The organism is Sulfuriferula sp. GW1 (assembly GCF_047300855.1).
Taxonomy (GTDB): domain Bacteria; phylum Pseudomonadota; class Gammaproteobacteria; order Burkholderiales; family Sulfuriferulaceae; genus Sulfuriferula.
In genome coordinates, this window is sequence record NZ_CP170197.1 from 2,770,338 (window position 1) to 2,787,777 (window position 17,440).

Annotated in this window: 11 protein-coding genes; 5 read left to right on the forward strand and 6 right to left on the reverse strand. The window is 62.0% G+C overall.

Going from position 1 to position 17,440, the window contains the following annotated elements:
• Positions 1 to 50: 50 nt before the first annotated feature.
• From ACFDAU_RS13770 to ACFDAU_RS13790, 5 genes are all read right to left on the reverse strand, one after another.
• Positions 51 to 2,879 carry an AMP-binding protein gene (locus ACFDAU_RS13770; RefSeq protein WP_413437465.1) on the reverse strand — a complete coding sequence of 943 codons (2,829 nt, stop codon included), beginning with the start codon at positions 2,877 to 2,879 and terminating at the stop codon, positions 51 to 53.
• Positions 2,880 to 2,974: 95 nt separating this feature from the next.
• On the reverse strand, positions 2,975 to 4,228 hold the full coding sequence (locus tag ACFDAU_RS13775; protein ID WP_413437466.1) for an alpha/beta hydrolase family protein: 1,254 nt from the start codon (positions 4,226 to 4,228) through the stop codon (positions 2,975 to 2,977).
• Positions 4,221 to 5,933, reverse strand: coding sequence for an AMP-binding protein (locus ACFDAU_RS13780; protein WP_413437467.1), 1,713 nt, complete (start codon positions 5,931 to 5,933; stop codon positions 4,221 to 4,223). The genes ACFDAU_RS13775 and ACFDAU_RS13780 overlap by 8 nt, the downstream gene beginning before the upstream one ends.
• 148 nt (positions 5,934 to 6,081) lie before the next feature.
• Complete coding sequence (locus tag ACFDAU_RS13785) at positions 6,082 to 7,242, reverse strand: mechanosensitive ion channel family protein (protein ID WP_413437468.1); 1,161 nt, start codon at positions 7,240 to 7,242, stop codon at positions 6,082 to 6,084.
• Positions 7,243 to 7,404: 162 nt separating this feature from the next.
• The gene (locus ACFDAU_RS13790; RefSeq protein WP_413437469.1) at positions 7,405 to 9,570 is read right to left on the reverse strand and encodes a UvrD-helicase domain-containing protein; all 2,166 of its coding nucleotides are present in this window, start codon (positions 9,568 to 9,570) and stop codon (positions 7,405 to 7,407) included.
• Positions 9,571 to 9,870: 300 nt separating this feature from the next.
• Between ACFDAU_RS13790 and ACFDAU_RS13795 the strand changes: the two genes are divergently transcribed.
• From ACFDAU_RS13795 to ACFDAU_RS13810, 4 genes are all read left to right on the forward strand, one after another.
• Positions 9,871 to 10,254, forward strand: coding sequence for a rhodanese-like domain-containing protein (locus ACFDAU_RS13795; protein WP_413437470.1), 384 nt, complete (start codon positions 9,871 to 9,873; stop codon positions 10,252 to 10,254).
• 1 nt (position 10,255) lies between these two features.
• A complete protein-coding gene (locus ACFDAU_RS13800) occupies positions 10,256 to 10,507 on the forward strand; it encodes a MoaD/ThiS family protein (RefSeq protein ID WP_413437471.1) in 252 nt (83 codons plus the stop codon).
• 20 nt (positions 10,508 to 10,527) lie between these two features.
• Positions 10,528 to 11,610 carry a COX15/CtaA family protein gene (locus tag ACFDAU_RS13805; RefSeq protein ID WP_413437472.1) on the forward strand — a complete coding sequence of 361 codons (1,083 nt, stop codon included), beginning with the start codon at positions 10,528 to 10,530 and terminating at the stop codon, positions 11,608 to 11,610.
• Positions 11,611 to 12,005: 395 nt separating this feature from the next.
• A complete protein-coding gene (locus ACFDAU_RS13810) occupies positions 12,006 to 13,457 on the forward strand; it encodes a HEPN domain-containing protein (RefSeq protein WP_413437474.1) in 1,452 nt (483 codons plus the stop codon).
• A 335-nt stretch (positions 13,458 to 13,792) separates the two neighbouring features.
• Here ACFDAU_RS13810 and ACFDAU_RS13815 read toward each other — a convergent pair whose 3' ends face one another.
• Entirely contained in the window at positions 13,793 to 14,683 is an 891-nt protein-coding gene (locus ACFDAU_RS13815; protein ID WP_413437475.1) for a phosphoribulokinase, read from the reverse strand.
• 136 nt (positions 14,684 to 14,819) lie between these two features.
• On the opposite strand from ACFDAU_RS13815, the gene leuS reads away from it, so the two are divergent.
• On the forward strand, positions 14,820 to 17,426 hold the full coding sequence (gene leuS, locus ACFDAU_RS13820) for a leucine--tRNA ligase (protein WP_413437476.1): 2,607 nt from the start codon (positions 14,820 to 14,822) through the stop codon (positions 17,424 to 17,426).
• Positions 17,427 to 17,440: the final 14 nt, after the last annotated feature.

Genomic DNA, 17,440 nt, shown 5'->3' on the forward strand with positions numbered 1-17,440 from the left:
ATAGCGGCAATGTTGGCATGCTTGACCGGCGTATTGCCCCACCTGGGGTGTCAGACGGCCGCGTCGGGTTCCCCCAGCTGCGCCAGTATCCGGCGGCGCACGCTATCGCGCAATTGCAGCGCGGCTTGCCAGTCCTCCCCCGCAGCCGATAGCGGCGCGCCGATCAGCACCTGGAGTGCGCTGTAATGCGGCCGCAACTCTTCGCCGCGCAGCAGGGTGCGGGTGCCGGTCAGGGTGACCGGCACCACGGGCGTGCCTGCGCGCGCGGCAACGACGAACGCCCCCATCCTGAACGGCAGCAGTCCCGGTTGGCTCTGGAAAGTACCTTCGGGGAAAAAAACCAGTGATTCGCCGGCGCGCGCGCGTGCCTCCAGCCCCTGTGTATCCTCCACGCTGCGCACGCTGTCGAAACGCTCGACAAAAGTGCTGCCGAGCCGGCGCAGCGGAATGCCGGCGGCCGGCTTGCGCAGCAACTCCTGTTTGGCCACATAGGCAAACCGGGGCGGCAGGGCCGCGCTGAGGATGAGCGCATCCAGGTAGCTGGCATGGTTAGCCACCACGATCACCGGGCCGTGGCCGGCGAGGTATTGCAAACCCTGCACCCGCGGCGTCAGGCCGGCCAGCGCCAACGCGAAGCGTGCGCTCGCCCTGGCGATTTTCCGGCGCAGCGCAAGGGCTGGGGCCAGCACGATCAATAGCCATGCGAAGGGCACGATGGCGACGAAAACGGTCCAGGCCCAGGCGCTCCATAGCCAGTCGGCGCCGCGCCGCAGCAGGCGGCTGGCTTGCGCTGCGGCACCGGCGCCGGCCAGCCGCACCAGTTGCCGCCACGGCGCGCGCTGCGCGCTGAACAGCTCGCCGCGTTCGTAGCGTTCGCGGCAGGCGGCACGGCGAATCTTGCCGCTGGAGGTCTTCAGCACAGTGCGTGGCGGGGCCAATACGATATCGTCGGCCGGCATGCCGATCAGGTCGACGGCGAGGCGATTGATCTCGGCCAGTATCCGGCTGCGTTCCTCGGATGCAACCGGCGCACGCGTCTCGGCCAGCACCACCAGCCGCTCCGTGCCCTGGTTCGCGTCGGTCGCCGGGAATACCGCCACCCCGCCGCGGCGCACGCCACGCACCTGGCCTACGGCTTCTTCCAGTTCCTGCGGGTGGATGTTGTGCCCGCCGCGGATGATGATGTCCTTCTCGCGCCCGGTGAGATAGAGCTCGCCTGCCGCGAGATAGCCCAGGTCGCCGCTGTTCAGCCACGGTCCGTCGAACAGGCGCGCCGTCGCCTCGGGATTGTGGAAATAGCCGCCGGTCGCGGATGGCCCGCGAAACTGCACGCGCCCTTGCGTGCGTTCGGGCAGTTCGCGCCCGCCGCCATCGACAATGCGGATGGCGTTGCCGGGCAGTGGCAGGCCGCAGGAAACAATGCGCAGCGCGTGCGTATCCTCCGCCCGGGCGGCGCGGGCGATGCCTGTGGTCGAGAGCGCGCCGCGGTCCACGCGGTCGATCAGCGGCCCGCGACCGGGCGGCGGAAACGCCAGCCCCACGGAGGATTCCGCCAGGCCGTAGACCGGCGTCATGGCATCGGGACGGAAGCCGAAGCGGGTGAAGCGCGCGGCAAAATGCGCGATCGTCTCGGGACTGACCGGCTCCGCACCGTTGTAGGCCAGCCGCCAGCAGCTCAGATCGAGGCCGCCGAGGTCGCGATCGTCGAGCTTGTTGGCGCACAGTTCGTAGGCGAAGTTGGGCGCCGCCGAGACGGTGGCGCGATGCTGGTGGATGGCCCACAACCAGCGCCCCGGACGGCCGAGGAAGGCGAGCGGCGACATCAACACCAGCCGGAATCCGGCGCTGAGGCTGCCCAGGCAAGCGCCGATCAGCCCCATGTCGTGATACAGCGGCAGCCAGGACACGAAGATGTCGGCAGCGGTAACCCCTGAGGCGCGCTCCATCGCGCGCAGGTTGGCGAGCAGGTTGGCGTGGGTCAGCACCACCCCCTTGGGGTTGCCGGTACTGCCGGAGGTGTACTGCAGCAAGGCGATATCCTGCGCGTCCACGCGCGGCAAGGGCGGTACCGCGCCCGGAAGGGACAGATCCGCGACGGTCGCGACGGCGCGCAACGAGGCGCACTGCGCACGCAGCAGGTGGCCGAGCAGCTTGGCACGGTCGTCGGTGATGAACATGGCGGCCCCGGCATTGGCGACGATGCCGGCGATGCGCCGCATGTGATCCTCGATTTGCGCAGGACGCGCCGGCGGGTACAGCGGCACCGGCACGCAGCCGGCGTAGAGCGCGCCATAGAATGCGGCGAAAAACCCGCGTCCGGTGGGAAGCATAATGGCGACCCGGTCGCCAGCACCTGATCCCTGCGCGACCCGGCCTCCCGCGCCCAGACCCTGGGCGAGCAGCCCGGCAGCCAGCGCCCGGGCTTCTGCCTGCAGCATGCGATAGCTGATGTCCTCGCTGCGCTCGTCCTCGACATAGAGCGTGATATGCGTCCGCTCGCCGTGCATCGCGACATGCCAGTCGAGCATCTCGATCAGCGTGGCGGCGGTTTGCGGCGCAGACTCGACCCCAGCCGCAACCGTCGCCGGTATCCCGGCCGGGGCGGGCGCCCCACCAGCGGCAGCACCCGCCATTTGCCGCAGCAGATCGCGCGGCGTTTCAGCCTCGGCGAATGCTGCCTCACCAAGCCTGACGCCCAGTTCGCGCTCGATGCGGGCGAGCAGTTCCACGCGCGCCAGGCTGTCCAGACCGAAATCGCGCTCCAGCGCATGATCCAGACCCAGGCGGTCGATGCCATTCGCGCCGGGGCGCAGTTCGTGCGCAAGACCGCGTACGACATCGAGCAGTTGCTGCGCCTCGGCGTGGTTGGAAATCGTCATGTCTGCCTCCATCATGCCTGCTTTATAGCGCATGGCGCCGCGCCCAGCAGCCACAGGCCGAGCGCCTTGGCGCGTGGGTCGGCATGCCGCCCCACTCATGCCGCCTCCTGGCGTTGCGCGAGCAGCAGGTCGATCACCCGCCACAGCCGCCACAGGTCGGGCAGATCCTCGCTCCAGAAACGCCACGACAGCAGATGCGGAATGCTCAGGTCCACATGCCCGAGCACGCGATGGATGATAAACACGGTTGCCTGCCCCTTCGGCGCGGCGGCGGCGAGCGCGAGGCTTTCCGGGTAAGGAATGAGATTGTCATTCTTGCCGTGCACCAGGATGAGCTGTGCCTTGAGCTGCTTCAGGTCGTGACGCGACAGGTCGAGGCGGGCGATGTCCGCGCGCATGGCCGCCGGCAGCTGCGCCAGCAGTTCCGGAAAACGTGCGGGATCGCTGTTGGCGGCCAGCGCGTACACCGCCCGGCCAGCGGCGCTCAACTGCGCGGCGAGCGGCGTCAGGTCGGCGTGCGGATCCCGGCTACGCAGCGCCACCATGCGGTCGAATACTGCGCCGTCGCGCTGGTCCGCCAGGTAGCCCAGGCTGGAATAAAGCAACACCATTTTGCCGGTGTCGTCCGGGGTAATGTGGTGCCACTTGCCCGCATGCTCGAACCAGCCGGTGGTGAAGAAGCGCATTGCACGCGGCAGGTCATAGTAACCCCCCACGCCCACGATGAAGCGCACCTGCTCGCGGATGTCGGGTTGCAGCGCGGCGAGCAGCGTGGGGCCGACTGCGTAGCTGAAGGCAAACATACCGGCGCGGCCGCCGGGGGCAAGTTCGGGGCGGCTGACCAGGTAGGCGAACGCGTCCGCGATCTCGCGCGCGTTCGCGGGGCGGATGCGCAATTCCCGAAAACCGGCAAGGTCGGGCGCCAGTACCGCAAAGCCGGCACGCGCCAGGGTCGCAGCGAAAGCGGTGAGACGCGGGTCGTCCTTGCCCAGCGGCACCGCGCCGGGCACCACCACGATGGCGGCGCGCGGGCAGTGCTTGCCGCGCGCGGCCGTATCCCGTGGTTCAACAGCGGCCGGGGAGACGCAACCGTCCAGCGTACCCGGCAGATACAGGTCGGCGCGGTGCAAGCGCCCCGACACCGTGTAGGAAATGCTGCGCCGCAGCGGCGCAGCGGTGGTCTGCTTGAGCCGAGAAGGGCCTTGCGCCGCGGCAAAATCCTGCAGCACCAGCGCGGCTTCGTAGTAGCGCTCCGGCACGTATCCCGCCAGCAGGACGAGGAGCGCCGCAGCCAGCACGCCGCGCGCCAGCCAGCGAGACGCTTGACGATCCTGGCTACGCTCAGGCATCGCAGGCTCGGAGGGCGGCACTGGCGGAGGCGGCGTGCTCCTGTTTCAGCTCTCTGCGCAGAATCTTGCCAATGGCGGACTTGGGCAGCTTGTCACGAAATTCCACCTGCTTCGGCACCTTGTACGCGGTCAGGTTCGCCTTGCAGTGTGCAATCACTGCGGCGGCGGTGAGCGCCGCATCCTTCTTCACCACAAAGACCTTGACCGCCGCGCCGCTCTTCTCATCCGGGACGCCCACCGCGCCCGCTTCCCTGACGCCGGGATGCATCATCATCACCTCCTCGACCTCGTTGGGGTAGACCTTGAAGCCCGACACCACGATCACGTCCTTGCAGCGGTCGATGAAGCGGATGGCGCCGTGCGCGTCCATCACGCCGATGTCCCCGGTGCGCAGCCAGCCGTCGGCGCCGAGGACGCGAGCAGTTTCTTCCGGCATGTTCCAGTAGCCGCGCATCACTTGCGGCCCCTGCACGCAGAGTTCGCCCTCCTCGCCCAGCGGCAGCTCGCGCCCCGCCTCGTCCCGCATCGTCACCCGGGTGGAGGGGATCGGCATGCCGATGTTGCCGCTGAACGCCCTGGCGTCGAGCGGATTGGCGCACACGATGGGAGAAGCCTCGGTCAGGCCGTAGCCCTCGATCAGCGCCACCCCCATGGTCTTCTGCCAGCGCTCCGCCACCGCGCATTGCACCGACATGCCTCCCGCTACCGCCACCTTGAGCGCGCCGGCGTTGGCCCGCTTCACTTTGTCGAAGCCGGGCGCGTTGAGCAGCATATTGAACAGGGTGTTGACGCCGACGATGGCGGTGAAGCGGGTGTTGCGCAGTTCGCGCACGAAGCGCGGAATGTCGCGCGGATTGGTGATGAGGACGTCGTTCGCGCCCCACTTCACAAACAGCAGCAGGTTGGCCGTGAGCGCGAAGATATGATAGAGCGGCAGCGGCGTGACGACCACCTCCTCGCCTTCCTTGAGCGTGCCGCCGACCCAGGCCGAAGTCTGCTCCACGTTGGCCACCAGGTTGCCATGGGTCAGCATCGCGCCCTTGGCTACACCGGTCGTCCCGCCGGTGTATTGCAGGAAAGCGATATCCTCATGCGTGAGCGGCACATCGCTCAGCGTGTGGCGCGCGCCGAGTTTCAGTGCGGTGTTGAAGGCCGTGGCGCCCGGCAGATCCCAGCGCGGCACCATGCGCTTGATCCGCTTGATGACAAAGTTGACCAGGCACGCCTTGACCGGCGGGAACAGGTCGCCCACGCGGGTGGTGACTATGTGGCGCACGGCGGTTGTCGCGGCGACCTCCTGCAAGGTATGCGCGAAGTTCTCCAGCACCACCACGGCCACCGCACCGGAGTCGGCCAGCTGGTGTTGCAGTTCGCGCGCGGTATAGAGCGGGTTGACGTTGACCACCACCAGGCCGGCGCGCAGCGCGCCGAACAGCGCCACCGGGTATTGCAACAGGTTGGGCAGCATGATGGCCAGCCTGTCGCCCTTGCGCAATCCGGCCACCTTCTGCAGGTAGGCGCCGAAATCGCGGGACAGGCGGTCAAGTTCGCCATAGCTCAGGGTGACCCCCATGTTGGTGAAGGCGGGGCGCTCGCGGAACCGCCCGCAACTTTGTTCGAGCATGTCCTTGAGCGAGGCGAAGCGGAAGATGTCGACTTCCGCCGGAACGCCTCGGGGGTAGTGCTGCAGCCAGACGGCTTCCATGCGGGTCTCCTTTACCGGGCATGCGAGATTTCCCGTGCCCGAGTCACTACTCTAAGGTTATAGCCCGGATGGCTTGAACTGGCTGCTTGATTGCGGTTGAGTCGCCCAACCCTGCCCGCGTGAATTGATGCTCCAGACGCCGGGGCACCTACGCCGGGCCGTTTGGGGTCTGGGGTTCCTTGATTGCTGTCGAGTCGCCCTTGCCTGCGCGAAGAGGGGGCGGAGCAGGCTGGGCCGTCTCCGGGTGGCGTTCTGATCGTCCGACCTCGGCACGAACGCGCGGCAGGCATTCCGGGTATTCGCACTGCACAAAATCGATCAACGCCTCGCGCACCCGACAAGACAAATCCCATCTCCGCGACGCATCGGGAGCACTGATCAGTGCGCGAATCTGCATGCCATGTTCATTGCTGTCGACCACCTGGATCATTGACACGCGCTGGTCCCATTCCGGCGCTGACTTGCAAACGCGCATCAGCTCTTCACGCAACGGCGCCAGCGGCAAGCGGTAATCGAGCCACAAAAGCACCGTGCCGAGCAGTTGCGATGTGCTGCGCGTCCAGTTCTGGAATGGATTCTCAATGACCCACTGCAGCGGCACGATCAGGCGCCGCTCATCCCATATTTTCACCACCACATAAGTCGAGGTAATTTCCTCGATACGGCCCCATTCATTGTCCATGATGACCACATCGTCGAGCCGGATGGGCTGCGTCAACGCGATTTGCAGGCCGGCAATCAGATTGCCCAGCACCGGCCGGGCGGCGAGGCCCGCGGCAATGCCGGCAACCCCGGCCGACGCCAGCAGACTGCCGCCGATCTGGCGCATGCCTGGCAACACCATCAGCGCCGAAGCCAGCCCGATCAGCAGCACGAAAAACATCAGCGTGCGCGTCAACACCCGCGTCTGGGTCTGTATTTGCCGCGCATGCATATTGTCGCTGGTATCCGTCGGGTGGAGCCGTATCACGGCTTCTCCCACCCCGGCAATGGCGCGCATCACCAGCCAGGTGATCGACAGCGTCAACGACATCGCCACAAGGTCACTGAAAATCTCTTGATGACGCAATCCGTCGAGCGCCGCAGGCAGGGCCAGTTTCACGGCAAGCAAGGGCAGCACCAGCCTGGCCGGACAGGCCGTGTAATCCACTACCACACTGGTCACGGTGTTAGAACGCGTGAGGCGGCGCAACATCGCATAAATGACCGCATAAGCAATCAACGCCAGCACCACAACGCCTATCGTCACCAATGCGAAAGTCAGCCACGGATAGGCTTGGATGTCCTTTAATAAATAAGCCAGCTGCATTTTTCCCCCTATTTTCCAGACAGGTAAGAAATTTAGTGTGGCAGATGGCCGGGTGGTTCCCGACAAAGCCGGCTGGATAGCGGAAACTGGTTATTCCTTATCCCGACAGGCGCGCACGTCAAGCGTGTCGGCAACGCGTCCCGAAAACAACCGCCTGTCCCCTCAGGCAGGTTCCAGCTTGGCGTATTCCAGCGCCAGCCACTTCATCCCGTTCGCGCCGCCGAAGTTGATCTGCACGCGCGTGTCGTCGCCCTGCCCTTCCACGTTGACCACCACGCCGAGGCCGAATTTGGCGTGGCGTACGTTCATGCCGATGCGCCAGGGCGAGGCGTTGCTGCGCGCCCTGGATGCCGGTGCCACGTAGCTGTCATAGCTGGCCGGAACGGCTGCATTGCGCCGGGCATTGACCAGTTTCAGCAATGCCGGCGGCAGTTCGCCGATAAAGCGCGACACGATGCCATAGCGCGTTTGCCCGTGCAGCATGCGGCTTTGCGCATGGCTTAAATACAGCCTGCGGCGCGCGCGGGTGATCGCCACATACATCAGACGGCGTTCTTCCTCGATGCCGTCCTGCTCGTTCATGGACTGCTCGTGCGGAAACAGGCCCTCTTCCAGTCCGCCCAGAAACACCGCATGGAATTCCAGACCCTTGGCGGCGTGCACGGTCATCAGTTGCAGCGCATCGGTGCCCGCGCCGGCCTGGTGGTCGCCCGCTTCCAGCGCGGCGTGCGCAAGAAAGCTCGCCAGCGGACCGCCGACCTCGTCGAGCTCGGCCATCGCTTCCGGATCGTTGGCGAATACGGTCGCGGCGTTGATCAGCTCGTTCAGGTTTTCGAGCCGATCGGCGCCTTCTTTTTCGGCCTGGTAATGCGCCGCCAGGCCGCTGGCATGCAGCATGTGCTCGATCACTTCCGGCAACGGCAGCCCCTGGGTGGCGTCCTGCATGGCCAGCATCAAGGCGACAAAACCCGGCAAGCCTTTGGTGCTGTCCTTGCTGGCATCGGCCCTGGCGCGCGCGGCCTGCCACAGGCTCGTCCCGCCCGCCTGGGCGGCATCGGCCAATTGTTCCAGCGTGCGCGCACCGATGCCGCGGGTGGGGAAATTGACCACGCGGCTGAACGCGCCGTCGTCGTCCGGGTTGGCCAGCAGACGCAAATAGGCCAGCGCGTGCTTGACCTCCTGGCGCTCGAAAAATCGCAGCCCGCCGTACACGCGATACGGCACTCCGGCGCTGAACAGCGCATGCTCCAGCACGCGCGATTGCGCATTGGAGCGATACAGCAGCGCCATGTCCACCAGCGCCGTGCCTTCGCGTTGCAGTGCCTTGACTTCCTCGACGATGAAGCCGGCTTCTTCCTGGTCGGAATACGCCTCGAACACGCGGATCGGCTCGCCGCTGCCTTCCGCTGTCCACAGGTTCTTGCCGAGGCGCGACTGGTTCTGCGTGATCAGCGCGTTGGCGGCGTCGAGAATGTTGCCGTGGCTGCGGTAGTTCTGCTCCAGCTTGATCACGTTGTCGCCGGCATAATCGCGCTGGAATTCGTTCATGTTGCCGGTATGCGCGCCACGGAAGGCGTAGATCGACTGGTCGTCGTCGCCCACCGCCATCAGCACCGATTGCGCCCCGGCGAACTGCTTCAGCCAGCGGTATTGCAGACGGTTGGTGTCCTGAAACTCGTCCACCAGGATGTGGCGAAAGCGCTCCTGATAATGCGCGCGCAACATGTCGTTGCGGGCCAGCAGCTCGTAGGAACGCAGCAGCAGTTCCGGAAAATCGACCACACCCTCGCGGTTGCACTGCTCGTCGTAGGCGGCGTAGAACTCCACCAGGCGCCGCGTGTAGGGGTCGAACACCTCGATCTGCTGCGGGCGCAGACCGGCTTCCTTGTTGCCGCTGATGAAGTACTGCACTTTCTTCGGCTCGAACTTCTCGGTGTCCACATTGAGCGACTTGAGCAGGCGCTTGACCGCGGAGAGCTGATCGGCCGTATCCAGAATCTGGAACAGCTGCGGCAGCCCGGCCTCGCGGTGGTGGGTGCGCAGCAGGCGATTGGACAAGCCGTGAAAAGTGCCCACCCACATGCCGCGCGTGTTGATCGGCAGCATCGCGGTCAGGCGCGTCAGCATTTCCTTCGCCGCCTTGTTGGTAAAGGTCACCGCCAGGATGCCCAACGGCGAGACCTGCCCCGTCTGAATCAGCCAGGCGATGCGCGTGGTGAGCACGCGCGTCTTGCCGCTGCCTGCTCCGGCCAGGATCAGCGCCGACTGGCCCGGCAGGGTCACGGCGGCAAGTTGCTCGGGGTTGAGCCCGTCGAGTAGGGAGGTCATGTTAAACTTTCAGATGGCAATTATTCTAAAAAATTCGTCACAGAGGGCAGAAAGCTCGCAGAGATAAAAGCGAACACAGGCGTACGCCCGGTGACCGCCATGCGGTTTTTTCGGATTCATCCTAAAAACGTGAAGCCACAGAGAACACAAAGGCCACGGAGTGGTCACGGGCTTTGAGGAGAATTGTTTTCCTCCGGATGTATCTGGAAAAAACAAGCAATGCGCTGCTTTTTCTCTGCGTACTCTGTGCTCTCCGTGGCCAAAGCTGTTTTAGATTCATTCAGTAAACAAGGATTATATATGCCCAAGCAACTCGGCTGTTTTATAAAAGAAGCGCGCAGCCATATCGAAGAGTGGGACGCCGAATCCGCCCATGAAAATCTGCAATCCGGCGACGTGCTGGTGGTGGACGTGCGCGAAGCCGACGAATTCGCACAAGGCCACATACACGGCGCCATCAACATCCCGCGCGGCCTGCTCGAAGGCGCCGCCGACCCGGGCTACAAGTACCGCGACCCGCGCCTGTGCAACGCCCGCGACAAGACCATCCTGCTCTACTGCCAGGCCGGCGGGCGCTCGGCGATGGCGACCTGGGTGCTGAAGCAGATGGGGTTTGAGCACGTCTACAATATGGCAGGCGGACTGGAATGCTGGGAAGCCGAAGGCCTGGAACTGGAGTCATAACATGCTGCACATTCTGTATTTCGGCCATCTGGTCGATGCGCTCGGCGGCGCCTCCGAGGATTTCGAACTGCCGTCAGCCCAGACCACCGTGTCGGACCTGTGCGCTGCCCTGGCACAGCGCGGCGCAGCCTGGCACAGCGCTCTGATCGACAACAAGTCACTCAAGATCACCGTCAATAAACAGTTTGTGGACGCCGACAGCCAGCTCAAGGACGGCGACGAAGTCGCCTTCGTCGCTTTCATGGTGGGCTAATAATGGGCATAGGGATGGGCATGGCGTCGGACCAGCAGTGGCTGCAACTGGCGCTGACCGGACTCATGATTGCATTGCTGCCGCTGAGTTACGCCTGGGTCAAGGGGCGCCGCGACCGCTACCGCCAGCTGGTGTGGCTGACCCTGTTCCTCACCTTCGATCTGATCCTGTTCGGCGGCTTCACCCGGCTCACCGACTCCGGCCTGGGTTGCCCGGACTGGCCGGGCTGCTACGGCACCGCCAATCCCTTCCTCGCCCATGCCAGCATCCACGCTGCCGAGGCGCTGATGCCGAGCGGGCCGGTGACCTGGGCCAAGGCCTGGATCGAGATGATCCATCGCTACCTGGCAATGATGGTGGGCGTACTGATTATCGCGCTGATGGGGCTGGCGTGGTTCAAACGGCGCGAGCTGCGCCAATCGCCGTGGCCGGCCACCGCGCTGTTCATACTGGTGTGCGTGCAGGGCGCATTCGGCGCGTGGACGGTGACGCTCAAACTGCAGCCGGTGATCGTCACCCTGCACCTGCTGCTCGGACTGACCCTGCTCGGGTCGCTGGCCTGGCTCGCCGCGCGCAGCCAGCCTGCAGCTTCGCACGATGCCGCAGCCAGCCGGCTCAGCCCGTGGATCGTGCTCGGCATTGTATTGCTCGCAGTGCAGATCGCGCTGGGCGGCTGGGTGAGCACCAACTACGCGGTGCTCGCCTGCACCGATTTCCCGTTATGCAACGGCCAGCTGATCCCGGCCATGGACTTCCGGCACGGCTTCACGCTGTGGCGCGCGCTCGGCAAAACCGCCAGCGGCGCGCTACTCAGCCACGACGCACTGGTCGCCATCCACTGGACCCACCGCGTGTTCGCTGTCGTCGTCATCGCCTACCTGGGCTGGCTCGGCCTGCGCGCCCGCCGCAGCCCGACGCTGACCCGGCCCGCCCTCATACTCCTGGCGCTGATCGCCCTGCAATTCGCCAGCGGGCTATCCAACATTTTGCTGCAATGGCCGCTGCCGATTGCCGTCGCCCACAACGGCGGCGCAGCGGCGCTGCTGGTGACGCTGGTGTTCATGCTGGCGCGGAGCAGGACGGGTGCAGGCCGGCGAGCATAAGGGAACATCGAGGACGGCATTTGGCCAGGAAGAAACCCAGGCGATGGGCAGTTGTGTACCAAAGACAGACCTTCGTGATAACCCAACGCCCCCTTTGGCCCATCGGTTGGTAAAGTTTTTCCTGTGGGAAGGGTCTTCCGATAGCACGTAAAATATGATTTTCAGGTCAACAAATGCGAGACTCACGAATGGAGTTCCTTGAAAGATGGCTAAGTGCAAGCATGCTTGCCTTGGCTCTTTTGACGAGTTCTGTCGCAAGTGTAGCGAGACCACAACCATGTGGCCCTAGCTTTGAGCGAGAAAACTTTTCTCAAATAGTCGGGACACTAGGCGCTGAATGGCGTGTTCTGATAGCTCTGACTTGAGATTCTTTTTTCCCCCTAAACGGAGTCACATTGAAGACGATCATTCTCGAAGAGCGCGGCTATTTCTGGTGGCACGACGAGCCAATTCCAAAGGGGCACTTTGCGCCAGAGTCATCCGTTGCTGGCATCCTGAAAATTGACGAAGAAGGTCGGGTTGAGCTTGAATTGGATGGTGTTCTCTCGAGTGATGAAGATCCCCTCGCCGCCTTGTTTGATCATAGAGAATTCTTTCCACCTGACAAGGGTATTCAAGGGATACTGAAAGGTAGCAACAAATTTGCGCTTCTCATGGGGCTTGTCAAGAATGGAGGGCAGTTCAAATCAAACGGAATTTCATACGAGAAATACCTAGCAATAAATTGTCTCGTTGGAAGTGGCCCGTTTCCACAAACAGATGAGCCATTGCGGTTTCGCAAGCTTCAGGTCACCTTAAATGGATTTGAGGAATGGTTACGGCTTGGCTCCATTGAGACTAACAGAACGAAATCCGGTATCTCCGCAAAATACAAGCTTCCCAAAAACATCTCGTATCCTCTGGATGACGGCATTCTATCGATCAAATACGACATCTCAGGCCCGTATCTAGGCAAGCAGAAGATGCATAACCTCACCCTGAGCGAAGATGGATCAATTTGCTACGCCCCGAAGCAGAGCGATCTACTTGAAGGAATGAAGAATCTATATGGCCTCATGGAAGATTTGTTTATCCTGCTGACGGATTCAGACTATTGCCTCGACTGGCCACTACTTTCTTACGGGAAAGACGAAAATTATCGATTCTATTTTTTGCGAAATAGTAGCCCTGCCACCGCTCCAGCCTGGCATGAATGCTGGACTAACTTTGCACAGCTTCGCGAGAACTTTGGTCAAATCTTCTCTACCTGGAAGAAGAAGCGGGAGATTTTTGGCCCGGGGTTCTATCTGTACCTAGGTGCGCGACGCGGCATTCAGCTATATCCTGAACACCGGTTTGTTAATTTGATATGGGGCATTGAGTCGCTGCATAGACGGAAGACCCCCGAATCTCCGGCACCAAGTAAGTTCAAGAAAAAAATTCAACGAATTTTGGATCAGGTTACAGACAGGAAAGATAAACTATGGCTAGAAAACAGGTTAGGGCATACCGACGAACCGGCGTTGGAGCAACGGATTTTTGAGACCTTCAAGGGTCTTCCGCTCAACCTGGACGAAAAGATGCTTCGTCAATTTGCTGCTGATTGCGCTCGTAGCCGTAATGACATTTCGCATTTTGGGGGACAGCGGCAGGACGGAAATTATAGAGAGTTTGTTGCAAGTCTAGACAAGAAGAGCAATGCGCTCTCATACCTTTACCATGCTCTACTTCTGCAGGAAATCGGTGTCGACGAAAAAATACTTAAATGGTGGATGTATGAGGGCTTCCGATCTTACGGCATCAAGAGCACCTTGGTTGATGTTGGCTTGTTAACCAAGAGTGCCTTGAGCCCAACAGCAGCACTTTGATTTTCTGAGATTTTCAGTGACTGCTTTGGGCATGCGCCGTGCAAAGGCTGCGTTTTCTAGTCGGATGAAAGATCCACCCGACAACTGTTTTCAGCAGGAAGCAACCATAAGCGGCTATGGTAGTAACGAAGCGGCTCAAGTTGTGGGCGCAATCCAATATGCCACGTTGTCCAGGCATTTAAATCGATCGCAACCGCCTCAAACGGGTCGAAATCAGCCGCTTCAATTTAGACTCTTCTGCGGGCAATCCTGCGAACGTTTTACAACAAATTCCGTAATCCCAATAAGAAAGCCGGGCGAACCCGGCGTTCTTATTGCACGATGAGTCAGGTCAATCAGGCTTTTTTCTTGGCGGCAATCATGTCTTCGATTATCGGCCCGAGGATCAGCTCCATCGAGTAACCCATCTTGCCGCCCGGTACCACCAGGGTGTTGGCGCGCGACATGAAGGAGTTGGGAATCATGTTGATCAGGTAGGGGAAGTCCACGCCCTTGGGGTGGCTGAAACGGATGATGACCAGACTCTCGTCCGGCGTGGGGATGTCGCGCGCGATGAACGGGTTGGAGGTATCCACCGTGGGCACGCGCTGGAAATTGACGTGGGTGTGGGAGAACTGCGGGGTGATGTAGTTCACGTAGTCGGGCATGCGACGCATGATGGTGTCGACGATGACTTCGGCGGAGTAGCCGCGCTCGGCCGCGTCACGGTGGATTTTCTGGATCCATTCCAGGTTGACCACCGGCACCACGCCCACGCCCAGATCGACATATTTGGCGACGTTTATCTTGCCATGCGAAACCAGGCCGTGCAGGCCTTCGTAAAACAGCAGGTCGGTACCGGAAGGTACATCTTCCCACGGCGTGAATTCACCGGCGGACAGCTTGGTGCCGAGACGCTGGTTGTGCTGCGCCGCCTCTTCATCGCTATGCAGGTAATACCGTTTTTTGCCCTTGCCGTTCTTGCCATAGCTTTTGAACAGTTCTTCCAGCTTGTCGAAATGGTTGGATTCCGGACCGAAATGACTGAAATGGTTGTTGCCCGCAGCTTCGGCTTTTTTCATCGCCGCCTTGAATTCCGTACGGCTCAGTGCGTGAAAGCTGTCGCCTTCGATCACTGCGGCGCTGATGTTCTCGCGGTGGAAAATGTGCTCGAACGCGCGCTTGACGGTGGTGGTGCCTGCGCCGGAAGAACCGGTCACGGCGATAACGGGGTGTTTCTTGGACATGATGCGCTCCAGTTAAGAACTATGAAAAAGCCGAATATAATCGCGGCAGTATAGCTTTTAAGCTGTCCCGCTGTCCACGCACCGCCAGTTCGACAGGGTATAATCGGACTTTTGCCAGCGCCGTTTATCGCATCTCATGGAAGCCCAATACCAACCCCAGAAAATCGAGGCGGACGCCCAGCGCCGCTGGATTGAATCCGCTGCCTTCAAGGCCGTCGAGACTTCCGACAAGCCCAAGTACTACTGCCTGTCGATGTTCCCCTACCCTTCCGGAAAGCTGCACATGGGGCACGTGCGCAACTACACCATCGGCGATGTGCTGGCGCGTTTCCACCGCATGCAGGGCTATAACGTGATGCAGCCGATGGGCTGGGACGCGTTCGGCCTGCCTGCGGAAAACGCCGCGCTGAAAAACGGCGTGCCGCCCGCCGCATGGACCTACGCCAACATCGATCACATGCGCACCCAGTTGAAGAGCCTCGGCCTGGCGATCGACTGGGAACGCGAGCTCGCCACCTGCAAGCCCGAGTATTACCGCTGGGAGCAGTGGCTGTTCACGCGCCTGTTCGAAAAAGGCGTGATCTACAAGAAAACCGCTTCGGTCAACTGGGATCCGGTGGACAACACCGTGCTCGCCAACGAGCAGGTGATCGACGGACGCGGCTGGCGTTCCGGCGCGCTGGTGGAAAAACGCGACATCCCGATGTACTTCATGCGCATCACCGCCTACGCTGATGAGCTGCTGAGCGGCCTGGACACCCTGCCGGACTGGCCGGAGCAGGTCAAAACCATGCAACGCAACTGGATCGGCAAAAGCTTCGGCTGTGAAGTGCATTTCCCCTACGACACTGCAAGCATCGGCGAGCCCGGCGTGCTCAAGGTCTACACCACGCGTCCGGATACGCTGATGGGCGCAACCTATGTGGCGGTCGCCGCCGAACATGCGCTCGCCGCCCGCGCCGCTGCCGGCAATCCGGCGCTGGCCGAGTTCATCGCCGAATGCAAACGCGGCGGCGTGGCCGAAGCCGATATCGCCACGCAAGCCAAGAAAGGCATGGACACCGGCCTGTTCGTCACCCATCCGCTGTCCGGCGAAAAACTCCCGGTATGGGTCGCCAATTATGTGCTGATGGGTTATGGCGAAGGCGCGGTGATGGCGGTACCGGCGCACGATGAGCGCGACTTCGAATTTGCCGAACTATACAGGCTGCCGGTAAAAACCGTGATCGCTTCCAGCAGCGGCGCATATGAAACCGTGGTTGCGCCCTGGCTAGATGCTTACGGCGATCATGGCGTATGCATCAATTCCGGCAAATACGACGGCCTGGATTTCGATGCTGCGCTGGAAGCCATCGCCGCCGACTTGCAGTCCAAAGGACTGGGCAGCAAACGCACCCAGTTCCGCCTGCGCGACTGGGGCATCTCGCGCCAGCGCTACTGGGGCTGCCCGATCCCGATCATTCACTGCGCCACCTGCGGCGATGTGCCGGTGCCCGACGACCAGTTGCCGGTGGTGCTGCCGGAAGACGTGGTAGTCACCGGCGCGGGCTCGCCGCTGGCGAAAATACCCGAGTTTTACCAATGCACCTGCCCGAAATGCGGCCAACCGGCGCGGCGCGAAACCGACACCATGGACACCTTCGTCGAGTCGAGCTGGTATTACGCGCGCTACGCCAGCTACGATTGCGGCAACGCCATGCTGGATACGCGCGCCGACAAATGGCTGCCGGTGGATCAGTACATCGGCGGCATTGAACATGCCATTCTGCATCTGCTGTATGCGCGTTTTTTCCACAAGCTGATGCGCGATGAGGGCCTGGTGCAATCGAGCGAACCGTTTACGCGCCTGCTCACCCAGGGCATGGTCATCGCGCCGACGTTTTACCGCGACGCTGGCGACGGCAAAAAAGACTGGATCAATCCGTCCGAGGTCGACGTGCGCATGGATGAGCGCGGCCGTCCGCTGGATGCCGTGCTCAAGGCCGACGGCCTGCCGGTGGTCATCGGCGGCACCGAAAAAATGGCCAAATCAAAAAACAACGGCGTCGATCCGCAACTGCTGATCGACGGCTACGGCGCCGATACCGCGCGTCTGTTCATGATGTTTGCCGCGCCGCCGGAGCAAAGTCTGGAATGGTCGGATGCCGGCGTGGAAGGTGCATTCCGCTTTTTGAAACGGCTGTGGAAGCTGGTGCATGATCACGTCAGCACCGGAGTGGTACCCGCCTATAGCGGCGGTGAAGTATCCGCCGAACTGAAAGCGCTGCGTTTCCAACTGCACAGTGCAATCAAAAAAATCAGCGATGATTACGGCCGGCGCCAAACGTTCAACACCGCCATCGCCGCAGTCATGGAATTGCTCAATGCATTGAGTAAAATGACTGACGCCAGTCCGGCTGCACACAGCGTGGCGCAGGAAGTACTGGAAGGCGCAGTGCTGATGCTCGCACCCATCGTGCCGCATGCATGCGAAGCGTTGTGGACAGCACTTCAACCGGGCACCCGGTTACTCGATCAGGCCTGGCCGAAAGTGGACGAATCTGCGCTGGAGCAGGATGAGATCACCTTGGTGCTGCAAGTCAACGGCAAGCTGCGCGGCGAGCTCACCGTCGCCAAATCCACCAGCCGCGAGGTCATCGAACAACTGGCGCTGGCGCACGAGGCAGCACAAAAATTCATGGCCGGACAAGCTCCGAAAAAAGTGGTTGTGGTTCCGGGACGACTGGTCAATATCGTAGTCTGAACTCAATTGGAGAC